General features: G+C 73.6%; 13 protein-coding genes. 6 read left to right on the forward strand and 7 right to left on the reverse strand.

The genetic code is table 11. From position 1 onward, the window contains the following. Nucleotides 1–50: 50 nt before the first annotated feature. The 4 genes from ACW62_RS06715 to ACW62_RS06730 form a co-directional block, all read right to left on the reverse strand. Entirely contained in the window at nt 51–980 is a 930-nt protein-coding gene (locus tag ACW62_RS06715; RefSeq protein WP_053203311.1) for an NUDIX hydrolase, read from the reverse strand. Nucleotides 981–1,414: 434 nt separating this feature from the next. Beyond that, nucleotides 1,415–4,630, reverse strand: coding sequence for an ATP-dependent helicase (locus ACW62_RS06720; protein ID WP_083459451.1), 3,216 nt, complete (start codon nt 4,628–4,630; stop codon nt 1,415–1,417). Between the two features lie 5 nt (nt 4,631–4,635). Continuing rightward, the gene (locus tag ACW62_RS06725; RefSeq protein ID WP_157574463.1) at nt 4,636–7,800 is read right to left on the reverse strand and encodes an ATP-dependent helicase; all 3,165 of its coding nucleotides are present in this window, start codon (nt 7,798–7,800) and stop codon (nt 4,636–4,638) included. Between the two features lie 204 nt (nt 7,801–8,004). Further along, nucleotides 8,005–8,313, reverse strand: a complete 309-nt coding sequence (locus tag ACW62_RS06730) for an MGMT family protein (RefSeq protein WP_053203313.1) — start codon at nt 8,311–8,313, stop codon at nt 8,005–8,007. 55 nt (nt 8,314–8,368) lie between these two features. On the opposite strand from ACW62_RS06730, the gene ACW62_RS06735 reads away from it, so the two are divergent. Together ACW62_RS06735 and ACW62_RS06740 are read left to right on the forward strand one after the other, a co-directional pair. Beyond that, on the forward strand, nt 8,369–10,756 hold the full coding sequence (locus ACW62_RS06735; protein ID WP_053203314.1) for a lysylphosphatidylglycerol synthase transmembrane domain-containing protein: 2,388 nt from the start codon (nt 8,369–8,371) through the stop codon (nt 10,754–10,756). Nucleotides 10,757–10,808: 52 nt separating this feature from the next. Further along, a complete protein-coding gene (locus ACW62_RS06740) occupies nt 10,809–13,211 on the forward strand; it encodes a flippase-like domain-containing protein (protein ID WP_053203315.1) in 2,403 nt (800 codons plus the stop codon). A gap of 18 nt (nt 13,212–13,229) precedes the next feature. On the opposite strand, the gene moeZ is transcribed toward ACW62_RS06740, so the two are convergent. Further along, nucleotides 13,230–14,402, reverse strand: a complete 1,173-nt coding sequence (gene moeZ, locus ACW62_RS06745) for an adenylyltransferase/sulfurtransferase MoeZ (RefSeq protein WP_053203316.1) — start codon at nt 14,400–14,402, stop codon at nt 13,230–13,232. 11 nt (nt 14,403–14,413) lie between these two features. Further along, complete coding sequence (locus ACW62_RS06750; RefSeq protein WP_053203317.1) at nt 14,414–15,409, reverse strand: alpha/beta fold hydrolase; 996 nt, start codon at nt 15,407–15,409, stop codon at nt 14,414–14,416. Nucleotides 15,410–15,489: 80 nt separating this feature from the next. On the opposite strand from ACW62_RS06750, the gene ACW62_RS33840 reads away from it, so the two are divergent. From ACW62_RS33840 to ACW62_RS06765, 3 genes are all read left to right on the forward strand, one after another. Then, the gene (locus ACW62_RS33840; RefSeq protein ID WP_053203318.1) at nt 15,490–15,681 is read left to right on the forward strand and encodes a hypothetical protein; all 192 of its coding nucleotides are present in this window, start codon (nt 15,490–15,492) and stop codon (nt 15,679–15,681) included. A gap of 94 nt (nt 15,682–15,775) precedes the next feature. Then, on the forward strand, nt 15,776–16,360 hold the full coding sequence (locus tag ACW62_RS06760; RefSeq protein WP_053203586.1) for a TetR family transcriptional regulator: 585 nt from the start codon (nt 15,776–15,778) through the stop codon (nt 16,358–16,360). Nucleotides 16,361–16,466: 106 nt separating this feature from the next. Next, nucleotides 16,467–16,694 carry a DUF3107 domain-containing protein gene (locus ACW62_RS06765; protein ID WP_053203587.1) on the forward strand — a complete coding sequence of 76 codons (228 nt, stop codon included), beginning with the start codon at nt 16,467–16,469 and terminating at the stop codon, nt 16,692–16,694. A gap of 8 nt (nt 16,695–16,702) precedes the next feature. On the opposite strand, the gene ACW62_RS06770 is transcribed toward ACW62_RS06765, so the two are convergent. After that, nucleotides 16,703–17,398 carry a ferritin-like fold-containing protein gene (locus ACW62_RS06770; protein ID WP_053203588.1) on the reverse strand — a complete coding sequence of 232 codons (696 nt, stop codon included), beginning with the start codon at nt 17,396–17,398 and terminating at the stop codon, nt 16,703–16,705. A 263-nt stretch (nt 17,399–17,661) separates the two neighbouring features. Here ACW62_RS06770 and ACW62_RS06775 point away from each other — a divergent pair, with 263 nt between their 5' ends. Continuing rightward, a complete protein-coding gene (locus ACW62_RS06775; RefSeq protein ID WP_240477255.1) occupies nt 17,662–19,134 on the forward strand; it encodes a DEAD/DEAH box helicase in 1,473 nt (490 codons plus the stop codon). The last annotated feature ends 345 nt before the right edge of the window (nt 19,135–19,479 follow it).

Here is a 19,479-nt window from a genome sequence, read left to right on the forward strand (position 1 = left end):
ACGCCGAGACCCGGCCCGTCGCCACACTCCCCCGTCCCCTGATAGCTGGGTCAGGAGACCGCGCGCAGAGCGTCCGTCGTGACGGCGGTGAGGGCCAGCGTGGAGACGTCGGCGGGGTCGAACCAGCGGGCGCCGACGGTCGAGCCGCCGACGTCGGCCAGGACCAGCGTGGCCGGCTCGTCGACCACGACGTCGTAGTACGGCCGCACACCGTGCCAGTCGATGGCGAACCCCTCGGGGCCGACCTGCTCGGGTTCGCGGTGGCTGGCGACGCCGAGCAGCCGGCGGATGCGGCCGGCCTGGCCGGTCTCCTCGTGCAGCTCGCGCAGCAGCGCCTGGGCCGGCTGCTCGCCGAAGTCGGTGCCGCCGCCAGGCAGGTGCCAGCAGCCGGCGTCGGGGTAGCCGTCGGCGACCTGGGTGAGCAGGACGCGCCCCCGCGGGTCGCGGACCAGGCCGTACGCGGCGAACCGCTGCACGGTGTGCCGGCCGTCGGCGGCCTGCTGGATGTGGAAGCCGGGCAGTTCGGGCATCTGCTCGGGCGGGAGGTCGACGGTCGAGAGCGGCAGCTTGAGGATCTGCGCGACGAACGGACGCAACTGCAGCGTGGCGGCTTCGTCGAGGCTGACCCAGCGGACGTCGTCGACCATCGGCGAGAGCGGCTCGGGCTCGCCGCTGATCACCTCGGCCTCGAACATGATGCGGTCGGTGTGCAGGGTGACCTCGCGGTGCGGGCGGGCGCGGGTGTCGGCGAGGACGTCGATGGGCGCGACGGCGCGCAGCAGCAGCCCGGACTCCGCGGCGGCCTCACGGACGACGGCGTCGCGCGGGTGCTCGCCGTGCAGCACGCTGCCGCCCGGCAGCGTCCACACGCCAGGTGTGCCCGACCGCACGGACTCGCGGATCAGCAGCACGCGCTTGGACGCATCGAGGCAGACGGCGTACGCGGCGATGCGGCGCAGCGGATTCAGCGCGGGGGTCACGAGACATGAGTCTCACCCCGGCGAGCCATGCCGATCAAGGGCTGTCTCCGAGACCGAGACAATGAGTCATTTCTACTGCCAAACAGGCCGCGAACAGGTATGATGCGCTCTTCGACGCCGACCCGGCACTCTCCCGGCCCATCGGCGGCCGCCGGCGCGCTACACCCCCTCCGACGTGCGGAGATCGCCCGTTCCCGCAGCAGATGAGGCCGGTCTCGTCACAGAAACCCGCCGATCGTCACACTTCGCCGCGTGACCTGGAGGGTTACCACCCAATTGGCCACAGTAGTGGGATAAGTCCCGTGGTCGCGCCTCTCGCGCCGTGGCTTGGGACGCGCCTCTCGCATCAGCTCGACGGGGACAGAGCGGCGGGAGCGCGATGGTCGCCGGACCCGCGCCCGGCAGGGCAGCGTGGCCCGGCGGCCATCGTGAGGTCACTCCTCTGCCACCGGAACGGCCGTGACCAGCGCCGTCAGCTCCGCTTCGTCCATCACGTCGGCCGGCCGGACGGTGATGTCCTGGCGCACGTGGTGGAATGCGGCGCCGACGTGGTCGAGCGGCAGGTCGTAGAGCCGGGCGAAGGCCAGCCGGTACGCCGCCAGCTGGACGGTGCGCGTGGCGGCCTCCTCGTCGGTGGCCGGTGGCCGGCCGGTCTTCCAGTCGACGACGTCGATGCCGCCGTCGTCGGTGCTGAACACGGCGTCGACCCGGCCGCGCAGCAGCAGGCCGGCGACCAGCAGTTCGAACGGCGCCTCGACCTCGACCGGCGTACGCCCGGCCCAGGCGCTGCGCAGGAACGCCTCCTGCAGCGACGCCAGCTCGCGGTCGGGCGCCGCGCCGTCGTCGGCGTAGCCGGGCAGTTCGTCGACGTCGACCAGCCGCGGCGCGCCCCACCGTGACTCGAGCCAGGCGTGGAACAGCGTGCCCCGGCGGGCCAGCGGCGCCGGCGGCCGCGGCACCGGCCGGCGCAGCGCCCGGGCCAGCCGCTCGGGGCTCTCGCGCAGCGCCACCAGCTGCGACACCGACAGGTGCTCGGGCAGCGCGACGTCGATGGGACGCAGCGAGGAGTTGCGCTCGCGCTCGGCCAGCAGCCGCTCGACCTCGGCGTCCCACTCGGTGACCGGCTGCGCGAGGTCGAACAGCACGCCGTCGACGGCGCCCTGAGCAGCCCGGACCATCCCGGCGCCGTCCTCGAGCAGCGCCCGCCGCTGGCCGAGCGGGTCGTACGGCCAGCGCAGCTCGCGCACCTGTTGGGCCAGCGGGTTGGTGTCGTCGGCGTCGGGCGGTGTCGCCCAGACGCCGACCTCGCCGGCGCCGTCCTCGCAAGCCACCTTGATCTCGTGCAGGAACATCGACAGCTCGCGCGGCCGGACGGCGTCGTCCCAGCAGTAGCCCGAGCAGACCAGCAGCCGCCGGGCCCGGGTGACCGCGACGTAGGCCAGCCGGCGCTCCTCGAGCCGGGCCGCCGCGGCGGCGTCGCCGTAGAACGCGTCGACGGCGTCGCGCACGCCGACCTGGTCGGCCGCGCCGGCGAGGTCCAGCGGCGGCAGCGACCCGGCGTCGCCGCGCAGCGCGTACGGCAGCTCGCCGGGATCGCCCAGCCAGGCCCGCTGCCGCTCGCCGCCGGACGGGAACACCTTGTCGACCAGCCCGGTGACGAAGACGGCGTCCCACTCGAGCCCTTTGGCGCCGTGCACCGTCAGCACCTGGACGCGGTCGCCGGACACCTCGACCTCGCCCGGGGCCAGGCCGCGCTCGGCGGTCTCGGCGGCCTCGAGGTAGGCGAGGAAGGCCGACAGTGTGGCGGCTTCGCCGTGCGACTCGAACTCGGCCGCGACGTCGAGGAAGCGGTCGAGGTTGGCCCGGCCGCCGGGGCCGCGGCGGGCGGCCAGCTCGACGTCGAGGCCGAGCGTGCGCTGGACGTCGTGCACCAGCTCGGTGAGCGACTGGCCGGTGCGGGTGCGCAGCTCGCGCAGTTCGGCCGAGAGCGCCCGCAGCCGGCGGTCGCCGTCGGGCGAGAACCAGTCGCCGTGCTGCGGCAGCGCGTCGAGTGCGTCGACGATGCTCAGCTCGTCGACCTCATCGAGCGCGATGCCCTCGGCGGCGGCCTCGCGCATGGTGGGACGGCGCGCGCCGCCGGCGTCGTCGTCGGGCCGGCCCAGCCGCCGGGCCCAGCGGGCCAGCGCGTCGAGGTCGCGCGGGCCGATGCGCCAGCGCGAGCCGGTGAGCAGCCGCATGAGCGCGTCGCCGCGGGACGGGTCGTTCACCACCCGCAGCGTGGCCACGACGTCGCCGACCTCGGCCGTGGCCAGCAGCCCGCCGACGCCGACGACCTCGACCGGGAGGTCGACGGCGCGCAGCGCGGACTCCAGCCGTGGGATCTGGCCGCGGTTGCGGACCAGCACGGCGACCGTGCGGCCGTCGTCGGAGGCATCCCAGAAGGCCCGCGCCCGGCGGGCGACGTCGGCGGCTTCGTCGTCGGCGGTGAGGTGCAGCGACGCGACGACGGTGGACGGCGGCAGGCCGGGGAACGCGGTCAGCTCCGGGACGTCGAGGCCCTGCGCCCGCAGCGGCTGCGAGAGCCGGTTCGCGACCTGCAGGACCTCGGCGCCGTTGCGGAAGCTGGTGGTCAGCGAGTCGAGCCGGGCGAAGTCGTCGGCCTCGGAGCGGAACTCGCGCCGGAACGACGTCAGCGTGCCGGCGCTGGCGCCGCGCCAGCCGTAGATGGACTGGCAGGGGTCGCCGACCGCGGTGACCGGATGGCCGCCGCCGAACAGCGACCGCAGCAGCACCAGCTGGGCGTGGCTGGTGTCCTGGTACTCGTCCAGCAGCACCACGCCATAGGTGGCCCGCTCGGCCTCGCCGACCTCGGGGAACCGCTCCGCGAGGGTGGCGGCCAGCTCGGCCTGGTCGGCGAAGTCGAGCACCTCGTCGGCCTGCTTGCGGGCCCGGAACTCCGCCACGACGGGCAGCAGCGCCACCCGGGCGTCCTGCACGGCCAGGCCCTTCGCGACGTCGGCGTAGAGGAGGTCCTTGGTGCGCTGGCCCTTCGCCTTGGGCAGCGCCTCGATGCCCGCGCGCAGCTCAGCGGCATACTCCTGGACCTGCGACGGCGTGACGAGGTGCCCGGCCAGCTCGGAGTGGAGGTCGAGCACCTTCTGCACGACGGTGGACGGCGCGTAGCCGACGGCGTCCATGTCGCCGTCGTAGGACGACACGACCCGCTGGGAGTACTGCCAGGCCACCGCCTCGGTGATGAGCCGGGCGCCGGGCTCGCGGCCCAGCCGCAGCGCGTGCTCGGCGACGATGCGCCCGGCGTAGGCGTCGTAGGTGAGCACCGTCGGCTCGCCGTCGAGGACGTCGGGCGGGACCAGCCCGCGGACGGCCAGCTGGGACAGCCGGCGGCGGATGCGGGCGGCCAGCTCGCGCGCGGCCTTGCGGGTGAACGTCAGGCCGAGCACGTCCTCGGGCCGGACCAGGCCGGACGCCACCAGCCAGACCACCCGGGCGGCCATGGTCTCGGTCTTGCCGGACCCGGCCCCGGCGACGACGACGCCCGGTGCGAGCGGGGCCGCGATGGCCGCGGCCTGCTCGGGCGTCGGATCGGGCTGGCCGAGGCGACGCGCGAGGTCGGCCGGCGAGATCGACATGATGGTCACGGCGTCACCTGCTCGCCCTCGGGCCACACCGGGCAGGACGGCCGGGCCGGGCAGAACCCGCACCAGCCGCCCTTCTGGGCCCGGAACGACGGCTGGCGCATGCCCTCGGCGGTGTGGCGCATCAGCTCGTGCGCCCACGTCGGCTCGCCGTCGTCGGGGAGCGCGCCCTGCGTCTGCTCCTTCGCCCGGCCCTTGGCGTCCTTGCCGAGCTGGACCAGGCTCGCTCCCCCGGCACGCCGCTCGCCGTCGGCCGCGGCGTCGAACCCGCCCTCCACGATGGCCAGCTGGTACGCGGCCAGCTGGGCGTGCTCCTCGACCTCGGCGCCGGTGGGCGCGGAGACGCCGGTCTTGTAGTCGACGACGACCAGCCGGCCGTCGGTGTCGGCGTCGAGGCGGTCGACCCGGCCGACCAGCCAGGCGTCGCCGACCTGGACGTCGAAGTCGAGCTCGGCGCCGACCAGCGTGCGCGGGTTCTCGCGCAGCCAGCGGCCCAGCCGTTGCACCATGTCGCGGACCCGGCCGTACTCGCGCGCGGCCACCCAGCCCTCACCGGCGTCGATGCCCGGCCAGGCGTTGTCGAGCTCGGTGAGCAGCTTGTCGTCGGACCAGCTCTCGACGGCGGCCCGCTCGGCGAGGTCGTGCAGCAGCGAGCCGATGCCGGCCCGGCGCAGGTCGGAGTCGGTGGCGCCGCACGCCTTGAGCAGCCAGCGCAGCTCGCACCGGTTGAACTCCTCGACCTTCGACGGCGACACCCGTACTGGGCGGTCGGGGTGGCCGAGCGGGTCGGTGACGGAGACCGGGCGCAGGCCGTACCACTCGTCGGGGTCGGCCTGCGCCACCCCGGCCCCGGCCAGCCGGGCCAGCTGCTGTGCGGCGCCGTGCCGGCGCTCGACCGGCTCGGCGGGGTCGCAGACGACACCGCGCAGCTCGGCGACGACGGCGGGAAGGTCGAGCCCGCGCCCCGGCGCCTGCACCAGCCGCTCGACGGCGCCGTCGGCGGGCAGCGGGTCGATGTCGTCGAGGAACCGCGACGGCTGCGACTCCTCGTTGGAGACCGCGGTGACGTAGAGGCGCTGCCGGGCCCGGGTGACGGCGACGTAGAACAGCCGGCGCTCCTCGGCCAGCCGGGCGCTGGCCCGGGTGACGGCGGAGTCGTCGCGGTGGGCGACGAGGTCGACCAGCGACTCGGTGCCCAGCAGGCTGCCCCGCTCGCGGACGTCGGGCCAGACCCCCTCCTGCACGCCGGCCACCACCACGACGTCCCATTCGAGGCCCTTCGCGGCGTGCGCGGTCATGATGCTCACGCTGGCCGTGGCCGGCCCGCCGGGCCGGTAGGTGTCGGCCGGCAGCTGCTGGTCGCGCAGGTGCTCGGCGAACCCCTCGGGCCGGGCGCCGGGCATGCGGTCGACGAACGTCGCGACCGCGTCGAACAGCGCGACGACGGCGTCGAGGTCGGCGTCGGCGGCCGGCGCGGCCCGCCCCCGGGACAGCGCGGCGCGGGTCCAGCGGGCCTCCAGCCCGGACCGCGTCCACACCGCCCACAGCACGTCCTCGGCGGTGGCGCCGTCGGCCTCGGCCGCCTCGCGGGCCGCGGTGATGAGGCCGGCGACGCGGGTGGCCGGCGCGACCGCGTGGTCGTCGAGGAACCGCAGCTCGTCAGGGGTGGTCAGCGCCTCGACCAGCAGCTCGCCGGAGGCGCGGCCGCCACCGGCCGTCAGCTCGTGCGCGCGCAGCTCCTGCCGCAGCCGCCGCACCGCCAGCGCGTCGGCGCCGCCCAGCGGTCCGGTGATGAGGTCGAGCGCGGTCTCGACGTCGAGCTCGCGCAGCCCGGTGACCAGCTCGAGCACCGTCAGCAGCGCCCGGACCGGCGATTGGTCGGCCAGCGGGACGTCCTCGATGCGCACGCTCACCGGCACCCCGGCGCCGGCCAGCGCGCGGCGCAGCACCGGGATGGCGGGCGCGCTGCGCACCAGCACCGCCATGCGGTCCCACGGCACGTCGTCGAGCAGGTGCGCCGACCGCAGCCGGCCGGCGACGAACGCGGCCTCCTGGCTGGCGCTGGCGAGCAGGTGGACGGACGCGCGGTCGGCGCCGTGGTCGCCGGACCCGGGCCGCGCCGCCGTGTGCAGCTCGCGGTGCCGGCTCAGCCCGCCCAGCCGTGCCGCGACCCGTCGCGACGCCGCCAGCAGCCGCGGCCCGCAGCGCCGGGACGCCGCGAGCGCCAGGACCGCGCCGGGCGAGCCGTCAGCGGCCGGGAAGCGGTCGGCGAAGCGGCGGATGGCCTCGGGCTCGGCGCCGCGGAAGCCGTAGATGGATTGGTCGGGATCGCCGACGACGAGCAGCTCGCGGCCGCCGCCGGCCAGCAGCCGCAGCAGCTCTTCCTGCGCCGGGTCGCTGTCCTGGTACTCGTCGACGACGATGAACGCGCGCGCCTGCCGCTCGCGGGCCAGCAGCGCGGGGTCGTCGCGCAGCAGCCCGGCGGCGGCCCGCACCAGCTCGGCCTGGTCGAGCGTCGGCGGGTAGCGGAACGCCGTGACGCCGGCGTACTGCCGGGCGAACCGGGCGGCGGCCAGCCAGTCGTCGCGCCGGTGCAGGGCGGACAACTCGGCGAGTTCATCTGCACCGAGGCCGCGCTCGACCGCCCGCATGAGGAAGTCGCGCAGCTCGGCGGCGAACCCGCGGGTCAGCAGCGCCGGGCGCAGGTGGTCGGGCCAGTAGCCGGCGCCCAGCTGCTCGACGTCGCCGCGCAGCAGCTCGCGGATGAGGACGTCCTGCTCGGCCCCGCCCAGCAGCCGCGGCGACGGCTCGCCCTGCGCGACCGCCTCGCGCCTGAGCAGGCCGAAGGCGTAGGAGTGGAACGTGCGGGCCAGCGGTTCGCGGATGGTGCGCCCGAGCCGGCGGGCGATGCGTTCACGCAGCTCACCGGCGGCCCGGCGGCTGAACGTCAGCACCAGCACCCGGCCAGGGTCGACGCCGTCGTGCTCGACCCGGTGCGCCACCGCCTCGACCAGCGTGGTGGTCTTGCCGGTGCCCGGCCCGGCCAGCAGCAGCAACGGCCCGCCCCGGTGCTCGACGGCGGCCTTCTGAGCGTCGTCGAGGCGGACCGGCGGCGCGGCGGGCCGGACGGTGCGCACCAGACGCACGGCTGCGGGACGCCTCACCGACTGCCGCTCCTCTCCACTGCTCCCCGACGACTGCTCCCATCCCACCACGCGGGTCCGACAGGGTCGCTCTCCCGCGCCGGTCCGCCCAGTTGGTGAGGCTCCCCGTTCCGCGCCGTCGACCCTGGCCTACGCCCATGATCATCAACCTTTTGCGTCGCCAGAGCAGCACAAAAGGTTGATGATCATGGAACGGGGAGCCGGTCAGTCCGGGTACCAGGCCGCACGTCGCAGATCGACCCGCTCGCCGTCGCGGGTCAGCGGCGTCCCCTCGGCGGCGAACTCCTTCAGCGCCCGGACCTCGTGGCCGCGCGGCGGGCGGCCGGCCGCCGTCACGACGCGCCACCAGGCCGCGGTCCCGCCGACCGTCGACATGACGGTGCCGACCTGCCGCGGTCCGCCCCGCCCGAGCGACAACCCCACGACGTCGGCGATGGCGCCGTAGGACATGGCCCGGCCCGGCGGGATACGCTCGACCACACGCAGCACCGCCTCGGCGTACTCGTCGTCCATCCGCCCATGGTGCCTGACCACCGTGCGCGCCCCGGCGTGCGACGATGCTCCTTCGATGACAGAGCACAGAGACAGCGACAGCACGCCGGCCGACGAGATCGTGGTCGACGAGCCGCCGCTGCCTCCCCGCACCAGGCGACCGGCCGACGTCGTGTCGCTGCTGATCGTGAGCGGCGTGCTCACCGGCCTGGTCGCGATGTCCATCATCGCCGAGCGGACGATGACGGCGATCACCGAGGATCTCGCCGACCTCAACACCCGGGTGCCGGGCGGCATCGTCGGCATCGTCGACTTCACCGCGAACCTGGCCGGCGTCGTCATCCCGATCGTGCTGGTCGCGGTGCTGATGATCCGCGGCCGTGTGCGCATCACCGTCGAGCTGCTGCTGGCCGGCGTCACCGCGTCCGTCGCCGCCGCGCTGGTGTCCGCGTGGCTGACCGGGCCGGCGCCGCAACGGCTGCACGACAGCATGGTCCCCATCGTCGACGGCGTCGAAGGCACGCCGGTGCCGGCCTACTCGGCGCTGCTGGTGGCCGTCGTCACCGTCGTGTCGCAGCTGGACGTGCGGCGGCTGCGGCAGGTCGCGCTGTTCGCCATCGCCGGCACGTACGCCGTCGAGCTGCTGCAGGGCGACGCGACCGTCGGCGGCCTGCTGATCGCCACCAGCGTCGGCGTCGCGGCCGGGCTGCTGGTGCGCATCATCGGCGGTCAGCCGTCGCTGGCGCCGAGTGGGCAGAAGATCGCCGCGACGCTCGAGGCGGCCGGCTACCAGTTGAAGGCGCTGCGCGCGGACCCGTCCGGCGACTACCGCCGGCTCACCGCCGAGACCCCCGACGCCCGCTACAGCGTGCTCGTGCTGGACCGCAACCACGAGGGCGCCGGCACCATCGCCCGGACGGTCGACCAGCTGCGCACCCGCGAGGAGGTGCTGCCACGGCAGACGGCGACGCTGCGCGACGCCATCGACCGCATCGCGCTGCAGTCGTTCGCCGTGGCCCGGGCCGGCGCCCGCACGCCTGAGCTGCGCACCGTCCTGCGCATCGACGGCGACTCCGCCGCGCTGGTCTACGACTACGTGCACGGCACCGCGCTGAGCGACCTCGCCGCCGACGAGGTCACCGACGACATGCTGGTCGACCTGTGGCGCCAGCTCCGCGACCTGCGCCGCGGCCAGGTCGCGCACCGGCGGCTGTCCGGACGCACCATCATCGCCGACGACAGCAGCCGCATCTGGCTGCTCAGCCCGTCCGGCGGCGAGCTGGCCGCCACCGACATCGCCATGCGCACCGACCTCGCCCAGGCGCTCACCGCCACCAGCATCGTCGCCGGCCCGGAGCGCGTCGTCGACACCGCGCTGGAGGTGCTCGGCCCGGACGTCGTGCGCGCGGCCATCCCGCTGCTGCAGCCGATCGCGCTGACCCCGGGCACCCGGCAGCAGGTCAAGGGCCACCGCGAGGTGCTGATCCGGCTGCGCGACCGGCTGGTCGACCGCCTCGGCGCGCCGGCCGAGCCGCTGCGGCTGCAGCGCATCCGGCCGCTGTCGCTGCTCACCGGCGTCGGCACGGTCGTCGCGGTGTACCTGGTCGGCACCCAGCTGTCCGACGTGTCGCTCAACGAGCTGTGGGAGCGCACCGACTGGCGGTGGCTGATCCTCGCGGTCGGACTGATGTTCGCCAACTACGTCACGATGGCGATCGGCCTGCTCGGCTTCGTGCCGGAGCGGGTGCCGTTCTGGCGCGTCGTGGGCGCGCAGGTCGCGATCGGGTTCCTGCGGCTGATGGCGCCCACGACGGTGGGCAACGTCGCGATGAACATCCGGCTGCTGACGAAGTCCGGTGTGGCGGCGCCGCTGGCGGCGGCGAGCGTCGCGGCGAACCAGGTCGCGCAGGTCGCCGTCACGTTCCCGCTGCTGGCCGTGCTGGCGGTGGTCTCCGGACACAACGCGCTGCCGGGCCTGCCCTCGTCGAGCACGCTGATCGTGGTGCTCGGGCTGCTGCTGGCGGCGTCGGTCGTCACGATCATCCCGCCGGTGCGGTCGCGGCTGCGGACGCTGTGGAGCGACTTCGCCGAGCGCGGCCTGCCCCGGCTGCTGGACGTGCTGAGCGACCCGCGGAAGCTGACCATGGCCGTCGGCGGCATCCTGGGCCAGACCACGAGCCTGATCCTCTGCTTCTACGCCTGCCTGCTGGCGGTCGGCGAGACGGTGAACCTGGCCGGGCTCGCCGTCGTCCAGCTGGTCGGCAACACGCTGGGCACCGCCGTGCCGACCCCCGGCGGCCTGGGCGCGGTCGAGGCGGCGCTGACCGCCGGCGTCAGCACCCTGGGCGTCACGACCTCCGCGGCCGTGACGGCGGTGCTGGTCTTCCGCATCGTCTCGTTCTGGCTGCCGATCCTGCCAGGCTGGGTGCTGTGGACCCAGATGCGGCGGCGCGACCTGCTCTGACTCGCGGGTCGTCGCCATGAGCGAGCCGGGCGCATGCGACGATCGGTCTGCGATGACGGAGACGACCGAGGCGACACGCGCGCGGCGGGTCCCGGCCGGCAAGATCGTGGTCGAGGAGCCCCCGCTGCCTCGACGTACCCGGCGCCCGATCGACGGCCTGCGCCTGGTGTTCGTCCTGGTCCTGATGACGGCGCTGGCGGCGCTGGCCGTGGTGGCGGAGCGGACCCTCACCAGCCTGACCGCCGACCTCGCCGCCCTCAACCGCGTCGTCCCGAGCGGCCCGGTCGACTTCATCGCGCTGGCATCCGAGCTGGCCAGCCTGCTGCTGCCGCCGGTGCTGGTGTTCCTGCTGATGGTGCGCGGGCGCATGCGAACGACGGTCGAACTGCTGGCCGCCGGGGCGGTGGCCTCCGTCGCGGCGGCGCTGCTGTCGAACTGGCTGGCCGGGCCGGCGCCGGAGCGGCTGCACGACACCTTCGTCCCGGTGGTCGACGGGTTCGACGGCACGGCCGTGCCCGCGATGCCGACGCTGCTGGTCGCGATGATGACGGTGGTGTCGCGGCTGCAGCTGCCCCGGATCCGGCAGGTCGCGACGTTCGCCATCGCCGGCAGCTTCGCCGTCTGGCTGTTCCAGGGCGAGGTCACCGTCGGCGGCCTGCTGGTCTCCCTCGCCCTCGGCCGGGCGATGGGGCTGCTGGTCCGGCTGATCAGCGGGCAGCCGTCGCTGGCGCCGAACGGGCACAAGGTGGCCGCCGTCCTGCGCGACAACGGCTACGACGTCACCGCGCTGCGCGCCGACCCCGTCGACAAGTACCGCCGCTACATCGCCGAGAGCTCACAGGGGACGCTCGGCATCCTCGTCCTGGACCGCGACAACGACGGCGCCGGCATCGTCGTCCGCGCCGCCGACCAGATCCGCACCCGCGAAGAGGTGCTGCCGCGGCAGATGGTGACGATGCGCAACGCCGTCAACCAGATCACGCTGCAGGCCCTCGCCGTCTCGCGGGCCGGAGCGCGGACGCCGAAGCTGCGCAACGTCCTTCGCATCGGGTCCGACGCCGCCGCCATCGTCTACGATCACGTGCCCGGCACGATCCTCGCCAACATGGCGGCCGACCAGGTCACCGACGCCATACTCGAGGACCTGTGGCGGCAGCTGGGGCGGCTGCGCCGCAACGAGGTGGCGCACCGGCGCATCTCCGGGCGGACCATCCTCATCTCCGACGCCGGCAAGGTCTGGCTGCTGGACCCGTCCGGCGGTGAGGTGGCCGCGCCGGAACTGGCGATCCGTGCCGATCTCGCCCAGGCGCTGGTCGGCTGCGCCCTCGTAGTCGGCGTCGACCGCACCATCGCCACGGCCATCCGGGTGCTCGGCCGCGACGTCGTCAGCGCCGCGATCCCGCTGCTGCAGCCGGTCGCGCTGGCCCGCTCGACCCGCCTGGACCTCAAGGGCCGCCGCGACGTCCTCACCAAGCTGCGCGACGGCCTCGTCAGCAGCACCGGCCAGGAGCCCGACGAGCCCGTGCGGCTCCAGCGGCTGCGGCCGTTGTCACTGCTCACCGGCGTCGGCGCGGTGTTCGCCGTCTACCTCGTCGGCACCCAGCTGTCCGACGTGTCGCTCACCCAGCTGTGGTCGCAGACCGACTGGCGGTGGCTGTTCATCGCGATCGTGCTGATGTTCACCAGCTACCTCGGGGCGGCGTTCGCGCTGCTCGGGTTCGTGCCGGAGAAGGTGCCGTTCTGGCGGGTGGTCGGCGCGCAGGTGTCGCTGGGCTTCCTGCGGCTGTTCGCGCCCGCCACCGTCGGCGTCGTCGCGATCAACATCCGGGTCCTGACGAAGGCCGGGGTGGCGGCGCCGCTGGCGGCGGCGAGCGTCGCGGCGAACCAGGTGGCGAACGTCTCCATCACGTTCCCCGTCATCGGCATCCTCGGCGTGGTCTCCGGGTCGTCGGCGGCGCCCGACATCGACCCGTCGCTGAACACGCTGATCATCGTGCTGATCGTGCTGGCGGCCGCGGCCGTGCTGGCGCTGATCCCGCCGGTGCGGCTGCGGCTGCGGGCGCTGTGGGGCGAATTCGCCCAGCGCGGGCTGCCGCGGCTGCTCGACGTGCTCAGCAACCCGCGCAAGCTGCTGATGGCGCTGGCCGGCATCGTGCTGCAGTCGGCCAGCCTGATCTTCTGCTTCTACGTCTGCCTGAAGGCGGTCGGCGGCGCGGCGAACCTCGCCGCCATGTCCGTCGTCCAGCTGGTCGGCAACACCCTCGGCATGGCGGTGCCGACGCCCGGCGGCCTCGGCGCCGTCGAGGCCGCCCTGACCGCGGGCGTCAGCACCCTCGGCGTCGGCGCGACGACCGCCGTCACCGCCGTGCTGGTGTTCCGGCTGGTGTCGTTCTGGCTGCCGATCCTGCCCGGCTGGGTGTTCTGGACCTGGATGCAGCGCCGCGACTACCTGTGACGGCGCGGCGAAGCGGGATCAGTACGAGGGCTGCGACGGGTCGATCTGGCTGACCCAGGCGGCCACCCCGCCACCGACGTGGACGGCGTCGGCCAGGCCGGCGCCCTTGATGACGGCCAGCGCCTCGGCCGAGCGCATGCCCGACTTGCAGTGCAGCACGACCTGCCTGTCCTGCGGCAGCTTGCCCAGCGCCTCGCCGGTGAGGAACTCGCCCTTGGGGATGAGCACCGCACCCGGGATGCGGTTGATCTCGTACTCGTTCGGCTCGCGCACGTCGACGAGGAGGAAGTCGCGCTGGCCGGCCTCGCGCTCGTCGAGCCAGCTCTTCAGCTTCACCACCGAGATGGTGGCGTCGGCCGCGGCCTCGGCGGCTTCGTCGCTGAGCGTGCCGCAGAACGCCTCGTAGTCGATCAGCTCGGTGATCGGCTCGGCGGTGGGGTCCTTGCGGATCTTCAGCGTGGTGTAGTTCATGTCGAGCGCGTCGTAGATCATCAGCCGGCCCAGCAGCGGGTCGCCGATACCGGTGATGAGCTTGATCGCCTCGGTGACCATGATCGAGCCGATGGACGCGCACAGCACGCCCAGCACGCCGCCCTCGGCGCACGACGGCACCATGCCGGGCGGCGGCGGCTCGGGGTAGAGGTCGCGGTAGTTCGGCCCCTGCTCGGCCCAGAACACGCTGACCTGGCCCTCGAACCGGTAGATCGAGCCCCACACGTACGGCTTGCCGAGCAGGACGGCGGCGTCGTTGACGAGGTAGCGGGTGGCGAAGTTGTCGGTGCCGTCGAGGATGAGGTCGTAGCCGGAGAAGATCTCGAGCACGTTGTCGTTGTCGAGACGCGTCTCGTGCAGGACGACCTCGACGTACGGGTTGACCTCCTTGACGGAGTCGCGCGCCGACTGCGCCTTGGACCGGCCGATGTCGGACTGTCCGTGGATGACCTGGCGCTGCAGGTTGGACTCGTCGACCTCGTCGAACTCGACGATGCCCAGCGTGCCGACGCCGGCCGCGGCGAGGTACAGCAGGGCCGGCGAGCCGAGGCCGCCGGCACCGACGACCAGCACCTTCGCGTTCTTCAGCCGCTTCTGGCCGGCCATGCCGACGTCCGGGATGATGAGGTGCCGGGAGTAACGGCGGACCTCATCGACTGTGAGCTCAGTTGCGGGCTCCACCAAAGGAGGCAGGGACACGATCGGCTCCGTCAGTTCGAGGCGTGAGTTGTTTCCTCTGCCAACGGTGCCACGGCAGGCCGCATTCCCTGCTCGAGTGTTCGCCTGGTGGACGCAGGTGTCCGGATCCTGGACGCGTCGCGGATGAACTCGCGGATGACGGCGGCGACGGCGCCCGGATGCTCCATCATCGCGACGTGCCCGGTGTTGGGCATGTAGACGAGCCGGGCGTAGCGCAGCGCCCGCCGCCACCGGGTGCGTCCCCACGGCCCGACCAGCGCGTCGCGCGCGCCCATGATCACCAGCGTCGGCCGCAGGAGGTGCCCGGCCGCCCGCCAGGCGGACTGCCGTCCCTGCTGCGTGTAGTGCCGGACGATCGAGCGCAGCGCGGACAGCAGGACGGCGTCGGCGTACGGCTTACGCATCCAGGCGTCGCGCTGCTCGGCCGCGAACGTCAGTTCGGCGGCCGGGATGACCGCCACGTCGGCGAACAGCACGGCGGCCAGCCGCGCGGCCTGCTTCTCCGGCTCGACGTACGCGGCCGACCGGAGGATCCGCTCCCCCAGCCACGGCACGGCCATGACGGCGGTGGCGCCGGCCGCCCACGGGACGCGGTACTGCGGCATCGCCGGCGAGACGAGGCTCAGCGTCAGCACGAGGTCGGGTCGCCGGGAGGCGACGTAGACGCAGATCATGCCGCCGAGGGAGTTCGCGACCAGGTGCACCGGCCGGTCGAACGTCTCGAGGAACGCGACGACGTCGGCGACGTACTCGGCGACGGTGTGGTGGTCGCCGGGCGGGGACTCGCCGAAGCCGGGGAGGTCGAGCGCCCACTGCCCGGCGTCGTCGCGCAGCTCGCGCATGAGCGCCGTCCAGTTCGTGGACGACCCGCCCAGCCCGTGGACGTACACCAGCGGGGTCCGCCCGTCGGCGCCGTCGGCCGCGGGCGGCGTGGCGTGGCGGACGAAGACGCGCCGCCCGGTCGAGAGCGTCCGCAGCTCCCCCGGCCAGGCCTCGATCCGTTCCACACTGAGATGTTGACACACCGCCGACTGCGGGAACGGTGAGCGGGTACCGTCGACGAGAGGCACTTTCCGGGAGGTGCACGGTGACCGAGCGTTGGCACGACGACGATCCCGAGGTCGCCGAGGGCGATCTGAGCGAGCAGCAACGCGCCCTCGTGGACGATCCGGACGACTCCGGCGACGACGCCGAGAGTGACGTCCCCGACGGCGTCGACCCCGCCGATGCGCAGGAACAACGCCAGCCGGTCGGCTTCGACGACGACGACTACCGCTGAGGGTTCGACGCCGGGAACGATACGATCCCGACATATATCCAATCCGAGGAGTGCCGTGACGACCGTGCCCGCCATCCCGGCCCGCGGCATCCGCATGCCCCGGGACCAGCGCCGCACCCAGCTGCTCGGCGCCGCCCGCGAGGTGTTCGTCGCGCAGGGCTACCACGCGGCAGCCATGGACGACATCGCCGACCGCGCCGGTGTCAGCAAGCCGGTCCTCTACCAGCACTTCCCCGGCAAGCTGGAGCTGTACATCGCGCTGCTCGACGCCAGCAAGAACGAGCTGCTGACCACCCTGCACCGGGCCATGGCCTCCACCGACGACAACAAGCAGCGGGTCATCGCGACCGTCAACGCCTACTTCGAGTTCGTCGACAACGACTCCGGCGGCTACCGGCTGCTGTTCGAGTCCGATCTGCCGAACGAGCCGGCCGTCCGCGAGCGGCTGGACCGCCTGACCGAGCTGTGCGCCCAGGAGGTCAGCCAGATCATCGCCGACGACACCGGCCTGCCGCCCGAGGAGTCCAACCTGCTCGCCGTCGGCCTGGTCGGCATCGCGCAGGTCACGGCCCGGTACTGGCTGTCGTCCGGCGGCACCATCCCGCGCGCGGCCGCCGCCGAGTTGGTCGCCACACTCGGCTGGCGCGGCATCCGCGGCTTCCCCAAGCGCGACGGCTGATTACGCTCGCGGCGCACACGACGCCGGCGGCGGAATGGGCTCGACTAGCCTTGCGGTTGACCACACCGACAACAGGTCCTTGGGCCGAGGGGAGAACAGGGTGGCCGTGGAGGTCAAGATCGGCGTGCACAACGCCACGCGGGAGCTCGTGCTCGAGAGCGGTCAGACGCCGAAGGAGATCGAGAACACCGTCCGTACGGCGCTCAGCGACCCCAACGGCCTGCTCGACCTCATCGACGAGCGCGGCCGGAGGCTGCTGGTGCGCACCGAGCACCTGACATACGTCGAGATCGGCGAGCCGGTCGAGCGCCGGGTCGGCTTCGGCACTGTCTGAGCTTCCGCTCAGGCCGACAGGCCGAGCTTGGTCATCCGGTCGGTGTGCTTCTTCGTGATGCGCGCGAACAGCTGACCGAGCTCGGCGAGGTCCATGCCGGGGCGGTCGACGCCGCCCACAAGGAGGGCGGCCAGGGCGTCCCGGTCGACGGCGACGCGCTGGGCCTGGGCCAGCGCCTCGCCGACCAGGCGGCGGGCCCACAGGGCGAGCCGTCCGGCCAGCCGCGGGTCGGCGTCGACGGCGTCGCGGACCCGGCCGACGGCGAAGTCGGCGTGGCCGGCGTCGGCCAGCACGTCGATGACCAGCTGCCGCGTCAGCGGGTCGACGGTCTCGGCGACCTCGCGGTAGAAATCGGCCGCGATGCTGTCGCCCACATACGCCTTGACCAGCCCTTCCAGCCAGTCGGCCGGCGTGGTGTTGGCGTGGAACTGCTCCAGCGGCACCCGGAACGGCGCCATGGCGTCGTCGACCGGCGCGCCCAGCTCGTCGAGGCGGTCGCGGATGCGCTCGAAGTGGTGAAACTCGGTGACCGCCATGCCGGCCAGCGCGGCCTTGTCGGCCAGCGACGGCGCCAGCCCGGCGTCGGCGGCCATGCGCTCGAACCCCGTCAGCTCACCCAGCCCCAGCAGGCCGAGCAGATCGACGACGCCGGCCCGGTAGGCGGGGTCGTCGAAGGCGTCGTTGGCGCTCACGTTGGCAACGATAACGGCGTGGCGCGGATGACGGTGGACAGCACTCCATTCCACTTGCCGTTACACTAGGCGATGGTATAGATGGCGTCCGGGCGAAACGGGCGCCCCCTGGGGACGAACCGGACGTCCGTACGCGTACCATGCGGCCTCTGGGCCCGCCGGCGAACACCGTCGGCGCGCGGCCCGGTTGGCGCGTCGCGTACACAGCGTCTCGCGGCCCTGGGGTCCTGCGACGAATGAGGCGAGACGCCCTGACAACCTTCACCGACCTGGGTGTGTTCCCACCCATCGCCGAGGCGCTCGAACGCCTCGGCATCACCGAGGCGTTCCCCATCCAGGAGATGGCCATCCCGGTCGCCCTGACCGGCAACGACCTCATCGGCCAGGCCCGCACGGGCACTGGCAAGACGCTCGCGTTCGGCATTCCACTGCTGCAGCGCATCGTCGCTCCCGGCGACCGCGACTACGGCCTGGCCAACGAGCCCGGCAAGCCGCAGGCGCTGGTCGTCACTCCCACCCGCGAACTGGCCGTGCAGGTCAACGGCGACCTCACCACCGCTTCGGCGGTGCGCAAGGTCCGCATCGTCACCCTCTACGGCGGCCGCGCCTACGAGCCGCAGGTCAGCGCGCTCACCAAGGGCGTCGAGGTGGTCGTCGGGACCCCCGGCCGGCTGCTCGACCTCGCCGCGCAGGGTCACCTCGACCTCGGCCACGTCAAGGTGCTCGTGCTCGACGAGGCCGACGAGATGCTCGACCTCGGCTTCCTGCCCGACGTCGAGAAGTTGATCGCGGCGACGCCGGAACTGCGCCAGACCATGCTGTTCTCGGCCACCATGCCGGCTGCCGTCATCGGGCTGGCCCGCCGGTACATGCGCCACCCCGTCAACATCCGGGCCGAGTCTCCCGACGACACCCAGACGGTGCCCGCCACGGCGCAGTTCGTCTACCGGGCGCACCAGCTCGACAAGGACGAGATGGTCGCTCGGCTGCTGCAGGCCGAGGGCCGTGGCCTCGCCATGATCTTCAGCCAGACGAAGCGGGCCGCCCAGCGGATGGCCGACGAACTGCGCGACCGCGGGTTCGCCGTCGCCGCCGTGCACGGCGACCTCGGCCAGGGGGCGCGCGAGCAGGCGCTGCGGGCGTTCCGCGGCGGCAAGGTCGACGTCCTCGTCGCCACCGACGTCGCCGCCCGCGGCATCGACGTCGAGGGCGTCACCCACGTCGTCAACCTCACCTGCCCCGAAGACGAGAAGACGTACCTGCACCGCATCGGCCGCACCGGACGGGCCGGCGCGTCGGGCGTCGCCGTCACGTTCGTCGACTGGGACGGTCTCACCCGCTGGAAGCTGATCAACGACGCGCTCGACCTTCCTTACCCGGAGCCGGTCGAGACGTACTCCAGCAGCGAGCACTTCTTCCACGACCTCGGCATCCCGCCGGGCACGAAGGGCATGCTGCCGCGGTCCGAGCGCACCCGCGCCGGGCTCGACGCGGAGCAGATCGAGGACCTCGGCGAGACCGGCAAGACCCGCAGCCGTCAGCCCCGGGCCCGCCGCGGCGGTGGCCGGCGCCGCACCCGCGGCGGCGAGCCCGCGGCGGTCGGCGCGCAGGGCCGCTCCGAGCACCGCTCCGACGAGGAGGCGCGGCCGCGGCGGCAGCGCTCCCGGCGCCGCACCCGCGGCGGCAAGTCCGTCGAGGACGGCGGCTCGGGCCACTCCTCCGAGGCCGACCCGACCGCGACGTCCTGACGCGATCACGCCGCGACGCCCGCCACCGACACCCGGTGGCGGGCGTCGCGGCGTTCGGGTCCGGACATGGCGAAGGGATCCGGTGACCCCACGGGGGAGGGAGTCGCCGGATCCCTTCGGGTCCAGGTGCGCCTTCCGATGACCGCCGGCGCAGGGGTGGTGTGACCTCGGGGTGGAGGGTGCCGACGGTCATCGGAAGGCTGCGCGGCCGGGGTCGCAGGCGCCCCCTGCTGATCGGCCGTGCACGGGAGTCCGACGTGGTACCAGCCCGCCGTCTTCCCGGAGCCAACGCTACGAAGGGCCCGGTACGCCGACATCCGTAGTGAATACGCAAATTCTTCCGCG

It is taken from the genome of Jiangella muralis (assembly GCF_001270745.1).
GTDB lineage: Bacteria > Actinomycetota > Actinomycetes > Jiangellales > Jiangellaceae > Jiangella > Jiangella muralis.